General features: G+C 51.5%; 13 protein-coding genes and 1 tRNA gene. 7 read left to right on the plus strand and 7 right to left on the minus strand.

Features of this window, described 5'->3' with window-relative positions; all coding sequences use genetic code 11:
• Positions 1-169 precede the first annotated feature (169 nt).
• Entirely contained in the window at positions 170-1,282 is a 1,113-nt protein-coding gene (locus OEW58_13215) for a GNAT family N-acetyltransferase/peptidase C39 family protein (protein ID MDH5302309.1), read from the plus strand.
• Positions 1,279-2,748: a RimK family protein gene (locus OEW58_13220; protein MDH5302310.1), complete on the plus strand. Its 1,470-nt coding sequence runs from the start codon at positions 1,279-1,281 to the stop codon at positions 2,746-2,748. The genes OEW58_13215 and OEW58_13220 overlap by 4 nt, the downstream gene beginning before the upstream one ends.
• Before the next feature lies 1 nt (position 2,749).
• On the opposite strand, the gene OEW58_13225 is transcribed toward OEW58_13220, so the two are convergent.
• The gene (locus tag OEW58_13225) at positions 2,750-3,991 is read right to left on the minus strand and encodes a thermonuclease family protein (protein ID MDH5302311.1); all 1,242 of its coding nucleotides are present in this window, start codon (positions 3,989-3,991) and stop codon (positions 2,750-2,752) included.
• Positions 3,992-4,121: 130 nt separating this feature from the next.
• Between OEW58_13225 and OEW58_13230 the strand changes: the two genes are divergently transcribed.
• Both OEW58_13230 and OEW58_13235 read left to right on the plus strand, forming a co-directional pair.
• A tRNA-Asp gene (locus OEW58_13230) sits at positions 4,122-4,198 on the plus strand.
• A 175-nt stretch (positions 4,199-4,373) separates the two neighbouring features.
• Positions 4,374-5,990, plus strand: coding sequence for a methyl-accepting chemotaxis protein (locus tag OEW58_13235; GenBank protein ID MDH5302312.1), 1,617 nt, complete (start codon positions 4,374-4,376; stop codon positions 5,988-5,990).
• Positions 5,991-6,018: 28 nt separating this feature from the next.
• Here OEW58_13235 and OEW58_13240 read toward each other — a convergent pair whose 3' ends face one another.
• The 6 genes from OEW58_13240 to plsY all read right to left on the minus strand — a co-directional run bounded on the left by OEW58_13240 (position 6,019) and on the right by plsY (position 10,661).
• On the minus strand, positions 6,019-6,501 hold the full coding sequence (locus OEW58_13240; GenBank protein ID MDH5302313.1) for a copper chaperone PCu(A)C: 483 nt from the start codon (positions 6,499-6,501) through the stop codon (positions 6,019-6,021).
• Positions 6,491-7,120, minus strand: a complete 630-nt coding sequence (locus OEW58_13245) for an SCO family protein (GenBank protein ID MDH5302314.1) — start codon at positions 7,118-7,120, stop codon at positions 6,491-6,493. The genes OEW58_13240 and OEW58_13245 overlap by 11 nt, the downstream gene beginning before the upstream one ends.
• Positions 7,117-7,557, minus strand: coding sequence for a nuclear transport factor 2 family protein (locus tag OEW58_13250; GenBank protein ID MDH5302315.1), 441 nt, complete (start codon positions 7,555-7,557; stop codon positions 7,117-7,119). The genes OEW58_13245 and OEW58_13250 overlap by 4 nt, the downstream gene beginning before the upstream one ends.
• A 4-nt stretch (positions 7,558-7,561) precedes the next feature.
• Positions 7,562-8,203: an SPOR domain-containing protein gene (locus tag OEW58_13255; protein MDH5302316.1), complete on the minus strand. Its 642-nt coding sequence runs from the start codon at positions 8,201-8,203 to the stop codon at positions 7,562-7,564.
• 2 nt (positions 8,204-8,205) lie between these two features.
• Complete coding sequence (gene argS, locus OEW58_13260; GenBank protein ID MDH5302317.1) at positions 8,206-9,963, minus strand: arginine--tRNA ligase; 1,758 nt, start codon at positions 9,961-9,963, stop codon at positions 8,206-8,208.
• A 104-nt stretch (positions 9,964-10,067) separates the two neighbouring features.
• Complete coding sequence (gene plsY / locus OEW58_13265; protein MDH5302318.1) at positions 10,068-10,661, minus strand: glycerol-3-phosphate 1-O-acyltransferase PlsY; 594 nt, start codon at positions 10,659-10,661, stop codon at positions 10,068-10,070.
• A 96-nt stretch (positions 10,662-10,757) separates the two neighbouring features.
• Here plsY and folB point away from each other — a divergent pair, with 96 nt between their 5' ends.
• From folB to OEW58_13280, 3 genes are all read left to right on the plus strand, one after another.
• A complete protein-coding gene (folB, locus tag OEW58_13270) occupies positions 10,758-11,114 on the plus strand; it encodes a dihydroneopterin aldolase (GenBank protein ID MDH5302319.1) in 357 nt (118 codons plus the stop codon).
• Complete coding sequence (gene folK, locus OEW58_13275) at positions 11,114-11,611, plus strand: 2-amino-4-hydroxy-6-hydroxymethyldihydropteridine diphosphokinase (protein ID MDH5302320.1); 498 nt, start codon at positions 11,114-11,116, stop codon at positions 11,609-11,611. The genes folB and folK overlap by 1 nt, the downstream gene beginning before the upstream one ends.
• A 164-nt stretch (positions 11,612-11,775) precedes the next feature.
• A partial coding sequence (locus OEW58_13280) for a hypothetical protein (protein ID MDH5302321.1) occupies positions 11,776-12,800 on the plus strand: 1,025 nt, incomplete at its 3' end.

The raw sequence follows: 12,800 nt of genomic DNA on the forward strand, positions 1-12,800 counted from the left end.
ATTGGCAACCTTATTTGCGGTCGGTTTGACCGGACTTGTCAAAAAAGAATAGGAGTCTCTGTTTGGTCATAAAAAAAATTATTGCGCGGGACATGAAAAAATCGTCGTCGCTGATGCGGAGTCGTGGTAGTTTTCGCGCTATCGATAACCATACACAGGGCCAACACTGATGATCCGTCCCGCAACGCTTGGGGATATTGAGGCCTTGCTTTTGATTGAGCAGCGCTGCTTTGATACCGACCGTATTTCTCGTCGTAGTTTTCGCTATCTGTTGACCAAAGCCAACGCCATTACGCTGGCGCTGGAAGAGGCAGGTGACATCATTGGTTATGTGATGGTGTTGTTTAACCGGGGAACCTCCATGGCGCGGATTTATTCCATTGCCATGCTGCCCGAATACCAAGGCAAGGGACTGGCGCTGGCGCTGGCGCAAACGGCTGAAAAAGTAGCTATAGAACATGATTGCGTATTAATGCGTTTGGAAATCCGCACGGACAATACCGCCTCCATCGGTTTGTTTACCAAGATGGGGTATAAGAAATTCGGTGTATTCCACGATTACTACGAGGATCATACCGACGCGGTGCGTCTGGAAAAACGCATGGTGCAGCATTTGCCACGCAACATGGTGGGTGTGCCCTACTACCAGCAAACGCTGGAATTTACCTGCGGGCCGGCGACGCTGATGATGGCGATGAAGACGCTGGATGAAAATCTGGCGTTGGACCGAAGTCTGGAATTGCGCCTGTGGCGTGAGGCGACCACTATTTTCATGACCGCAGGTCATGGTGGCTGTGGGCCATACGGGATGGCGTTGTCTGCCTACCATCGTGGTTTTGATGTGGAAATTTATTTGAACGACACCGGGACGCTGTTTATTGACTCGGTTCGCAGTGAGGAAAAAAAGGAAGTCATGCGTCTGGTTGAGCAAGATTTCTACAGAGAGTTGCAGGAAAGTGAAATTTCCCTGAATTTTTCCCCTCTAAGTGTCGAACAGATTGTCAAGAAGATGGAACAAGGCGCGGTTCCGGTGATTTTGATCAGTTCGTACCGAATCTATAAGGAAAAGTTTCCGCATTGGGTGGTGCTGACTGGTTACGATGACAAGTTTATTTATGTTCATGATTCGTACGTGGATGTGGAAAACGGCAAGAGCATTACAGACTGCGTCAATATGCCGATACTACGAAAAGATTTTGAAGGTATGGCCCGCTATGGCAAAAGTGCCCAACGCGCCATGTTATTGCTGTACAAGCGCAGGAGCGATAAAGACGTTTCATGACAACGCAGATTATTGTTGTTGAATCAGCTGCAAGTTGGCTGAAAAAAGTGGTGGAAACACCGCTGGTGGATATTGATGACTATCTGACCTCGGATACGTATGTGGCCACCAAAAATGCGCAAGTGATCAATTTGTGCGCAGATTACACGTATTTGAGCGTCGGCTATTATTGCTCCCTGCTGGCAGAAGCTCGCAAGCACCGCGTTATTCCTTCTGTGCGCAGCATGCTCGATTTGAGCAGTAAAGCGATGTACGGTTTGGACGTGGGGCATTTGCACGAAGCGGCCAATAAAGCGCTTAAAAATATCGAAGGTGACACCTACGATCTGAAGATTTTTCTTGGCCAGTGCGCACTGGAAGTGATGAATGTGTTGGGCCGGAAAATTTTTGAAGCGTTTTCCGCCCCATTGTTGCGTGTCAGCCTGAAGAAAATGGATGGTGCCTGGCGCATCATGACTATTCGCAGTATGTCGCTTGGACAATTGAAAGGTGATGACCGCGACCAGTTTGTGCAGTCGCTGAATCAATACTTGAAGCGACGTTGGCGGGAACCCAAGAGCCCAACCAAAACCCGCTATGACATGGCAATCCTGGTTGACCCCAAAGATCCACAGCCGCCCTCCAATCAAAAATCTTTGCAGGCATTTATCAAGGCCGCCAAGGAATTATCTGTGGCGGTGGATCTGATTGAAGCCAAGGACTACGTGCGTCTTGCTGAATATGACGCGTTGTTTATTCGCGCTACTACCAACATCAACCATTTCACCTATCGATTCGCCAAAAAGGCGGAAAGCGAAGGCATGGTGGTGATTGATGATCCGCAATCAATATTGCGTTGTACCAACAAGGTGTATTTGGCGGAATTGCTGCGTGGTAACAAAATCAGCGCACCCAATACAGTGATTGTCGGTCGCGGTGATGTGGATGCGGCTCGCGATCAGTTGGGATTCCCGATGGTGTTGAAGTTGCCTGATGGTTCGTTTTCCAAGGGTGTGTTCAAAGTGGAAAACCAGCAGGAACTGAGCGAGGTAACGGAAAAACTGTTTTCCAGTTCAGAACTGATTTTGGCGCAGGAATATCTATACACCGAGTTTGACTGGCGCATTGGTATCCTGAACAAAAAGCCGTTGTACGCGGTGAAATACTTCATGACCAAAAAACACTGGCAGATTGTCTCGTATGAAGACGGCAAAGTGGTGGACGAAGGCAAATTCCAAACGGTGGCCTTGCATGAAGTTCCGCCAGCAGTGTTGAAAGCAGCGATGCGCGCAGCCAATTTGATCGGTGATGGTCTATACGGAGTCGACCTGAAACAGCGCGGCAATGACGTGTATGTGATCGAGATCAATGATAACCCCAACATCGATTTCGGTGTTGAGGATACCATTCTCAAAGGCGAGCTTTACATGGAAGTCATGCGTGAATTTGTTCGCCGCCTGGACATGAAATACCAGCTACGCTGGTAGTTCATGCCGGTGCAGTAAAGTGCAGTGTTTCGCCGGGGCGAACCTGCTGCTTTTCGTAGCTCAAGCGTTGCTGTAGTTGCTGTTGATCATCATACAAATACAATTCATCCCCAGTATTGTTCAGTTGCAGGCCATAGGCTGGCAGGGTGAATTGTTTTATCTCACCGGCGGATAACTCGCCTTCGAAATTAAAGCGGCCCTTCATCTTATCTTCAACAAACCAGCCCTGAAGGCTGATTTTGTTGCTACCCGCGTTGTGCAGTGTCAGTGTTTCTGCACCGGCGTCAGCGTTTAATGGATCGGGCAGCAGCGCGCTGATGTAGACCGAATATTTTGGTGCTGGCGGCGGCAGATCGCTGATTTGTGAAATCTGGCGCAGCCAAAGCTGTGGCTTGCCTTGATAGAGGCTGAGTTCGCCCTGCAAATACGCGTAGCTGAATGCGGGAGATTCATCGCTGCCCAGGTAGCGATGGTTGAGCAGGTTCAGCAACGGTTTCATCTCGTCGCTGAACAGCCTTGGTACGAAAATGTTGAATGGTTGAGCTTCACTGGCAAAATCGATCAGGCCATGGACGCCGCCCGCACGCTTGATGTATCCCAGTTCGGTGAAAATACAGGCTTGCTGGCCCAGCTTGGCGCGGTTGTACAGTGTTTGATAATCCCAGCGGGTGTTGAGCAAATAGGAATGGGACTGACGCAGGCGGCGAAACTCGTCAATCCTCGTTGCGCGCGTATTCCACCACATGCACAGTTTGGGATAGTCGCGGGCAACACTGCCGTTGACTTCCATTTGGTTCCAGACGCCGCGATCATTTTGTTGGGCAATCACTTCTGCGCGACTGTAGTTGAGATGTTTGTCGGCAAATTCAGCGAAACCGTATTTGCAGAAATACGGGCTATAGCCCTCGGCTATCATCCGCTGCTGGAAATCTTCGCCATTGGCGTGGGCGAAGACCAGCAGGCGGCTGAAATTGTCGCGGTATTTGCTCAGGCAGGTGGCTACATCTTCATGACCGGGAAATTCAATGGTGATTTGTGGCGCTGCTGCGAAGTAGCTTTCGGCGAACTTTTTGGCAGCAACGCCCCAGGGGGTGACGGGCTTGCTGCTTAATGAGAAGGATTCTTCGGTGTCCAAACACAGCAGGCGTAAGGAGGCAATTTCGCCATCGGGCAATTTGACTTTCAGTGTATCGCCGTCGACGACATCAACAACCGCAACATTCAGATGGGTTCCTTCAATCATGACCACGTTCCTTTTCAGTGTGAGAGGGCTAATAGCCAACGTGAAGAGTATTTTATAACCATCTGGTTGAATAAAGCCAAATTTTTCTTGAATTGAAAAAGTGGCTGGGGCATGATGCGCGCTCTTCCGCGGAGCGGTAGTTCAGATGGTTAGAATACCGGCCTGTCACGCCGGGGGTCGCGGGTTCGAGCCCCGTCCGCTCCGCCAATTTTTCTTGTTGTTTACCTCGTCGTTGCTTTTTCATCTCATTCCCCAATTGCTGCATCGCAACTCGATGTTTGCCGCGATTTCAACAAAGCTTTAGTGTTTTTTCTCTCGGCCGATATTGACAGGCGACACCGTCTTTTTTGGATGGCGTGCTAGTTTGGCTAGGGAGAGTCTTATGCACCGATTCAAGATTAAAACCATTGCCATAGTGTTGGCGTTTCTTATGGGAATAGCCATTGCTGGCCGGTCGGCGACGGATTATATCCAGAGTCGGACGATAGCAGCGGAAGCGGATAACATGGTCAGCGTCGATTATCGCTTGAGCCAGTATGCACACAGTGTTCATTTGCACGTAGTCCAAGTACAACAATGGTTAACCGATATCAGCGCCACCCGAGGCCAGGATGGTCTGGACGATGGTTTTAACGAAGCAGAAAAACATGCCCAAATGCTTCGTGAGAACATTGCCGCCGCGATGGCAATGGATGGCGAACATCGGGAGCAATATGAGCAGTTTCTGGCCGCCTTTGAACCCTATTATGCGACAGGAAAAGCCATGGCCCAGGCCTATGTGGAGTATGGTACGGTGGCTGGAAATGCACTGATGGGTGATTTTGATCAGGCTGCCGCTGCATTGGGGGAGCGAATGGATCCGCTGTTGGTGCGCCTGGAAGCTAAATTCGTCGATTCCGCAACCAACATCAAGCAAGATATTGATACTCTGCATAACATCGGCGTAATGACCGCGATGATTTTGTTTGCCGTGCTTGCGTTTATGATTTGGGTGATGCAGGTGCAGATTGTGGGTTCACTGCGGCAGGTTATGCAGATGACCGCGGAAATGGCGCATGGTGAAACCGACTTGAACAAGCGGTTGAATGAACAAGCCTGCGGCGAAGTTGGTGAAATTTGTCGAAATGTTAATCAGTTTATTAGCAATACCTCAGCTCATATCAACAATATTTCCGTTATCTCGGCCAAGCTGACTTCAAGCGCAGAGGATTTGCGTCACGCGACCGATGCAACCCATCGGGTAGTGGAAGTGCAGCAACGTGAAACTGACATGGTATCCACCGCCATGAACGAAATGGCAGCAACCGTTCAGGAAGTGGCGAATCATGCATTGTCAGCGGCAAATGCTGCACACGGCGCGGACGAGGCTGGTAAGCGTGGTACGCAGGTGATGGTGCAGACGGTGACCGCGATAAAAACGCTGGCAGACTCGATTATGCGTGCGGCAGAGGTGATCAAACAGGTAGATGCGTCCAGTGCCAACATTAATAATGTGTCACAAGTGATTAGCGCGATTGCCGAACAAACGAATTTGTTGGCACTTAACGCCGCCATTGAAGCTGCGCGAGCTGGTGAGCAAGGTCGAGGTTTTGCGGTGGTGGCGGATGAAGTTCGGGCGTTGGCGAAACGAACTCAAGAATCGATAGTTGAAATTCGCCAAACGATTGATGCATTGCAACAAGCCGCTCACAACGCAGTATCGGTGATGGAGCAAAGTCAGTTGCATGCGACTGACTGCGTTGAAGATGCGCAAAAAACGCAACAGGCCTTGCAGGAGATTGCCGATGCTGTATCGGTGATTAACGACATGAATACTCAAATTGCCAGCGCGTCAGAACAGCAAGGTGCGGTAGCGGAAGAAATTAACCGTAATGTATTAAATATTCGGAGTGCTGCCGAAGAGGCGGTGCTGGAATCGAAGAAGGTTGCGACCATCAGTGCTGAAATCGGCGAGTCAGTCAGCGGACTGCAGGGAATGCTGGGGCAGTTCAAGTCATAAAAAAAGCGCCTGAAGGCGCTTTTGGTTTTTAATGTGAGTGGTGTTGGTGCGATTGGTGTGCAGCAGGCGCTGCTCCTTCGCCATCCACTTTTTTAACTTTTGCCGATAATTCCTTGCGTTCACCACTGTCAAGTTTGATGGCAATTATTGCCTCATCACCATCACGCAGTTTTTTCACCGGATTGATCAACATCAGGTGTTTGCTGCCAGGAGCCAGTTGCACGGTTTGACCGGGCGCTATTTCCAGCTTGTCGATTTTTTTCATGGTCATCATGCCTTTGTCCATGGACATGTCATGAATTTCCAGTCGTTGAAAATCGCTGCTGACATCGGCAGTCACAGTTACAGTTTTGTTGCCCGTGTTTTTAAGTTCCATGTAGCCGGCGAGTACCTTGGCCGAAGGTGGAGCTTCACGAATCCAAGTATTGCTGATTTGAAGTTCAGCAGAAACAGTAAAACTTGCGGTGGAAGCCAGCAGAGCGATGGCTGTTGCGACAAATTTAATTGCCATAATATTCCCTCACTTTTAGGTAAACTTCGCTGACGCGTGCAACGTCATGCGGTGGTAGCATGTAGGCACGTAAACGCGCTTTAGGATCGATAATGTAGAGCGCACCAAAGTGGTTGACGATGTATTCGCCAGGATTGGTTTCTTCATCAAAATCGTAAATGACGCCCAGCGGTTCGGCAAATTTGTCGATCTCTGCCTTGTCACCTGTCACTGCAGTAAATTCATTGCCGAAATAGCTGATGTAGTCCTTGAGCGTTTCAACCGTATCGCGTTTGGGATCGACGGTGTGGAACACAAATTGGGTTGGCGGAAAGCCCGGCTGCTGGCTGAGTCGTTTGAGCGATGCCATGGAGGTGGGGCAAAACTCTGGGCAATGGGTGTAGCCAAAAAATACCAGTGACCACTTTCCTTCGTAATTGGCTTTTGAGAATGGCTGGCTATTTTGATCCAGCATCGCAAATTCAGGCAGCGGTGTGGGTGGCGACTCGACGATAACGCCTTCCAGATTGGGGAAGGTCAGCGGCGCAGGCTCTGGTTCATACAGACTAAAAAAAACACCGGTACCGGCCAGTAATACGACCGCAAAAAAAACGAAGGTATTGAGTCTGTGCTTGTTCATCGCGGCATCTCAGGCAGTTTGCTGGATTCGATTTTATGGCCGCCAATCTTCAGTGGTTCATTGGTGTTGATTTTCTGAATGATGGTGATCAGTTCTTTGGCCAGGCCGTTTTCATAGGCATTGGCGTATTGGTACATGTAAAAACGGGCGCTGTAGCGTGCGTCACTGATTTTTTGTTTGAGTTTGAGGTTGGAAATGTTGCCCAGGGTGTTGTGGACATGAGTGTAATAACTAATCCAGCCATCACGACCGCGTTCCTGCAGGAAATCGTCGGAAACCATGCTTAGCGCTTTATCGTAGTCCTGGTCTTGTATGGCCTGCATGTAGCTTTCAACCAGCTTGGTGGCTTCATCGTCGCGAGCATCGCTAAAGGCGCAGCCAGTGAGGAGCAGAATAAAAAATGCGGTCAATGCGATGTGTAGTAGTGAGCGTTTCATGAGGCTATTCCTCTAGTTTGACTAACAGGGTTTCAATCATGTTCTTGTGCAATAGACTGCGCAGGTCCTGTAATCGTTCCGGATCTTTGTCTGGACCAATGCGCACGCGGTACCAGGTATCGCCTTTGCTGCCGATGGATTTTTGAATCTGTGATTCCACACCTAACAGGGCCAGGCTGGCTTTGCGGCCATCGGCGTCGGCGTAATTGCGAAACGAGCCTGCCTGGAGAAAGTACACCCCTTTGCTGGTGGCTGCACCGGGTGATTTGGTTGTTTGCGGCGGAATGTCAGCTTGGCCTGGAGCCTGGGTTGTACTGTTTTGGGGTACTTTTACCTGTAGCTCTGGCAGGATTTTATAAAATTGCAGATCGGTGCTGTCGCTGGCGGCGGCATCAGGTTTTTTGTTGGCAGATGTGTTGTTCGCAGTGCTGGCGGGTTTTTCGACGGAAGCGTCTGCTGCAACTGTCTCCTCAGGTGAGGGCGAGCGATTGTCGAGAAAAACCAGAAAGGCAACGAATAAGCCGGTGGCCAATCCGGTTAGCATCCACATCCAGGCGGATGTGGATTTGCCCTTGGACTTGCGAGAGGTTGCGCCTTTGGGTTTACTGCTGGCCGATGATTTTTTATCGGCAGATTTGGCGGCCAAAGTTACATCGCCTCCGGCGCAGAAACACCAATCAAGCGCAGACCGTTTTGCAAAATCTGCCGTACTGCCACTACTAATTGCAGACGTGCATTACGTAGTCCTTCATCGTCGACAATGAACTTGTGCGCGTTGTAGTAACTGTGCAGTGCATTGGCCAATTCGCGCAGATAGTGTGGCAGTTGGTGCGGTTCGTAATTGATTGCCGCGTTTTCGACCACTTCCGGGAATTTGGCCATCAGCGTCAGCAACGCCGCTTCGTGTTCATTATCCAGTTTGGCCAGATCGGCCTTGGCTGCATCAATGCTCAGATTCTTTTCATTGAGTTCGCGCAGAACGCTGCAGATACGCGCATGAGCGTACTGGATGTAGTACACCGGATTGTCGTTGGACTGGGATTTGGCCAGATCCAGATCAAAATCCAGATGCTGTTCAGACTTGCGCATGACGTAGAAAAAGCGCGCCGCGTCGTTGCCGACTTCGTCGCGCAGTTCGCGCAGGGTCACAAACGAACCGCTGCGGGTAGACATTTGCACACGCTCGCCGCCGCGATACAGAATCGCAAATTGCACCAGCAACACATCCAGCTTGGTCTGCTCCTGCCCCATCGCGGTCATGCCGGCGCGCACGCGTGGCACGTAGCCGTGATGGTCGGCACCCCAAATGTCGACCAGCTTGTCGAAGCCGCGCTCGCACTTGTTGAGGTGGTAGGCAATGTCAGAAGCAAAGTAGGTAGTCAGACCATTGTCGCGCTGTACTACCCGGTCTTTTTCGTCGCCGTAGTCGGTGGAGCGGAACCACAATGCGCCCTCTTGTTCGTAAACGGTTTTACTGGCTTGCAGTTTTTCCAGCGCATGCGGTACTGCGCCGTTTTCCATCAGGCTGCGCTCAGAAAACCACTCATCGAACGTCACGCCGAATTCGGCTAGGTCGTCGCGAATGTCGGTGAGGATGTTGTTCAGGCCCACGCCGAATACAGCGCGATAACCGGCATGGCCCAGCAGTTCTTTGCAGCGGGCGATGATGCCGTCGATGTGTTCTTCCTTGTCGCCACCTTCCACGCCTTCGTCGGGGTGTACGCCTTGCAGCACCTCGGCAAATGATTTGCGATACTGGTCGCCATGGGTTTCACGCAGTTCGCGGGAAATATCGACGATGTAGTCACCCTTGTAGCCGTTGCTGGGGAATTTGACGGTTTCGCCGCACAATTCCAGGTAACGTAGCCACACCGAGGCGGCCAGAATGTCCATTTGGCGGCCAGCGTCGTTGACGTAGTATTCCTTGTGTACGTTAAAACCTGCGGCAGTCAGCAGATTGGCCACCACCGCGCCATAGGCGGCGCCACGACCATGGCCCACGTGCAGCGGGCCGGTGGGATTGGCGGACACGAATTCCAAAATGACTTTTTGGCCAGCGCCCACCTGGCTGCGACCAAAATTCTCGCCGGCAGCCAATACCGTGGCGATGACTGCCTGGGCTGCGTTGCTGGTCAGGTAAAAATTGATGAAGCCGGGGCCGGCGATTTCGACTTTTTCCACTTGCGGACTGGCGGGCAGGGCGGCCACCAGGGCCTGGGCCAGCTCGCGCGGATTCTTGCCGGCTGGTTTGGCCAGGCGCATGGCGATGTTACAGGCGAAGTCGCCGTGGGATTTGTCCTTGGTGCGATCGATAACGATTTCTGCGTTTACCTCGGCAGGCACAGTGCCGGCCGCTTTCAGGGACTCAATCGCCTTTGCGATCAATGAGTTAATTTCAGCTTTCAAGGATAGGACTCCGCAACAGTAGCAGCGAGAAAAAACAGAGCCGAGATTCTAGCAAAAAAAAGCGCCAGACTCTCGGTTAGGACAGCAGGAAACGTGGGGAAAAATCAGTCTTTCGCTTTGATCTTGCCTTCGGTGCCGTTGATCAGGTTACGGATGTTGGAACGGTGACGCCACCACAGCAGCACTGACAGAACCACGTTCATTGCGGTGTACTCGGGCGATTGGGTGAAATACCACATGTAAACCGGTGCCAGGGCCGCTGCCGTCAGTGCGCCAATCGAGGAAATCTTGCTCAGTTTCGCTGCCGCCAGCCAGGTGGCCAGTACCGTCAGACCTGCCGGCCAGCTGATGCACATGATCACGCCCGCCGCAGTGGCAACGCCTTTGCCGCCTTTGAAACCAAAAAACACCGGATACAGGTGACCGATAAAGGCTGCTGCACCGACCAGCGCGACAATGTGTGGTTCCACACCCAGGAAAATTGCCAGCAGGGTGGGCGGTACTCCCTTCAGTGCGTCGCCAGCCAGGGTAATCGCCGCCGCTTTCTTGCCGCCGTGGCGCAGTACGTTGGTTGCGCCGGGATTGCCTGAGCCATAGGTGCGCGGGTCCGGCAGACCCATGGCGCGAGAAACGATCACTGCGGTGGACAATGAGCCAAACAGATAAGCAGCAACAATCAGAATAATGTCGGTAATCATGGAATTCCTGAAATTCAGACGTGAATTCGGCGGTTTGCATTCACCCCGCGAGCTTGCGATTATAGTGCCTCCTTAGCTTGAAGTCTCGCCTATCTCATGGACATCATTTTCATCACTGATCTGCGCATCGATACCGTCATCGGCATTTATGACTGGGAACGACGCGCCAAGCAAACCATTACCATCGACCTGGAAATGGGAACCGACATCGCCGCTGCTGCCAACAGCGACCATATCGACGATACACTCAACTACAAGTCCGTCGCCAAGCGTCTGATCGATTACGTCGGCAATACCGAATTTGAGCTGGTAGAAAAACTGGCAGAAAATATCGCCGAACTGGTGATGAAAGAATTTAATGTCCCCTGGTTGCGTTTGCGACTGGCCAAGCCGGGTGCGGTGCACGGTGCCCGCGACGTGGGTGTCATCATTGAACGCGGCAAAAAATACTGATGGCTCGGATTTACATCAGCATTGGCAGCAATACTCAGCGTGAGCATTATTTGCGCGCTGGCGTGCGAGCATTGGCGGAACATTTTTTGAGCTTGACGATTTCACCTGTGTACGAAAGTTCCGCCGTCGGTTTTGATGGCGATAATTTCTACAATCTGGTCGTGGCGGTGGACAGTGATTTGTCACCGCAAGCTGTCGACAAATTGCTCAAACAAATCGAAGACAATAATCAGCGGGATCGCAGTGGGCCGCGTTTTTCCGGACGGACACTGGATCTGGATCTGTTGTTGTACGACGACCTTATACTCAACGAAGGCAAGCTGATCTTGCCGCGTGAGGAAATTACTCAAAATGCGTTTGTGCTCAAGCCATTGGTGGATATTGCGCCAACGCTGTGCGATCCGCGCAACGGCAAATCGTATCGTCAGCTGTGGGACGAATATGATCAAGCCAAACAACCGCTTTGGGTGGTGGAGTTTTCCTGGCTGGCTGATTAATGCAGCAGATCTGAAATTTATTTTCCCGCGACAATTTTATCTGTCAGCACGCGTTAACATTCAGAGTGTGCTACGCTAGCGAGCGTACGCTTACTGTGTGTCGGCGTGCTACTGACGATGTTTTGTTTTGAGCTCAAATAACAAGAAAAAAGTAAGGCCATTCATTGGGCGTGGCAGAGGGAAGAATGATGGCTGTTGATCGTGCGATAAAGACTGAATTGCAAAGAAAAATGCGCGGGACATTTAACGTGTCAGCGTGGCTGCTGATTGTTATCGCGGCGATTTTCTCCAGTGCCACGTTCGCGGAGCCAGTTTCGTCCAGGGTCGATCCAAACTTTGTACTTTCTGACAATGATGTGTTGTTTAAAGCTGGCCCAGTTAGTAAAAAATTTCTTCCTCCCCCCCAAAGATCCAAGCGCCCCGTGTATCGTTTCTCGGTAGTTGCCGGTGGAACTTATACTGTTGACGAACTCCGGGAACAAGTTGCGACCGATCCGCTGGTCGCCGAACATTACAAAGATTTTGATTTCGATAATGCCGTTGCCTATACGCTGACTGAAGACGTGTATGCGTTTGTCTCGTATCGGAAAAATGAAAAAATTTATTGGATGACCAGAAAGCTCAAGATCCGCAAGGGTGAGCTGATGCTGACGGATGGCGCGATTGTGGTGCGGGGGCGTTGCGCAAACCAGATTAGGACAATTTTCAGCCAGCCATTAACCAATCCGAATAGAACGCAAGAGAAGACTCCATCGCCTTCACAAGATTCGTCGCCGTCCCTCGACAATGCTCCACCACCAGTTTTATTGCAAAAAGGCCGAGGTGATCCGCCTGAGTCGCCTCCGGTGGATGATCCATCCAAGTCATCACCAGTGAGCGAACCACCTGCTGAGTCTTCGGTTACACCGGTGGAGAAGAGCTCGCCGCCAACAAAATCAGTGCCGCAAAAGCAAAAAGCAGAAGCGGAATTGGATGATATTTCCTGGGCAATTCCACCGGGATCGCAAATGGTTGCGGCATCGACCCTGCCACCTGTGCGGCGCGAAAGTCGAGCGCCGGCGTCACCTGGACCAAGAACGAGTCCTACCCCTGGTGACCCTCCCGGCACCGGCGGAACTCCCGGCACCGGCGGAACTCCCGGCACCGGCGGAACTCCCGGCACCGGCGGAACTCCCGGCACCGGCGGAAA

Source organism: Gammaproteobacteria bacterium (genome assembly GCA_029884425.1).
Classification (GTDB): domain Bacteria; phylum Pseudomonadota; class Gammaproteobacteria; order S012-40; family S012-40; genus JAOUHV01.

Bases quoted from the DNA above. Each gene is read 5' to 3' on its own strand.
- plsY (MDH5302318.1), bottom strand. From the start codon at position 10,661: ATGATTACCGACATTATTCTGATTGTTGCTGCTTATCTGTTTGGCTCA.
- OEW58_13240 (MDH5302313.1), bottom strand. From the start codon at position 6,501: ATGGCAATTAAATTTGTCGCAACAGCCATCGCTCTGCTGGCTTCCACC.
- OEW58_13215 (MDH5302309.1), top strand. From the start codon at position 170: ATGATCCGTCCCGCAACGCTTGGGGATATTGAGGCCTTGCTTTTGATT.
- OEW58_13235 (MDH5302312.1), top strand. From the start codon at position 4,374: ATGCACCGATTCAAGATTAAAACCATTGCCATAGTGTTGGCGTTTCTT.
- OEW58_13245 (MDH5302314.1), bottom strand. From the start codon at position 7,120: ATGAACAAGCACAGACTCAATACCTTCGTTTTTTTTGCGGTCGTATTA.
- folB (MDH5302319.1), top strand. From the start codon at position 10,758: ATGGACATCATTTTCATCACTGATCTGCGCATCGATACCGTCATCGGC.
- OEW58_13220 (MDH5302310.1), top strand. From the start codon at position 1,279: ATGACAACGCAGATTATTGTTGTTGAATCAGCTGCAAGTTGGCTGAAA.
- OEW58_13250 (MDH5302315.1), bottom strand. From the start codon at position 7,557: ATGAAACGCTCACTACTACACATCGCATTGACCGCATTTTTTATTCTG.
- folK (MDH5302320.1), top strand. From the start codon at position 11,114: ATGGCTCGGATTTACATCAGCATTGGCAGCAATACTCAGCGTGAGCAT.
- OEW58_13225 (MDH5302311.1), bottom strand. From the start codon at position 3,991: ATGATTGAAGGAACCCATCTGAATGTTGCGGTTGTTGATGTCGTCGAC.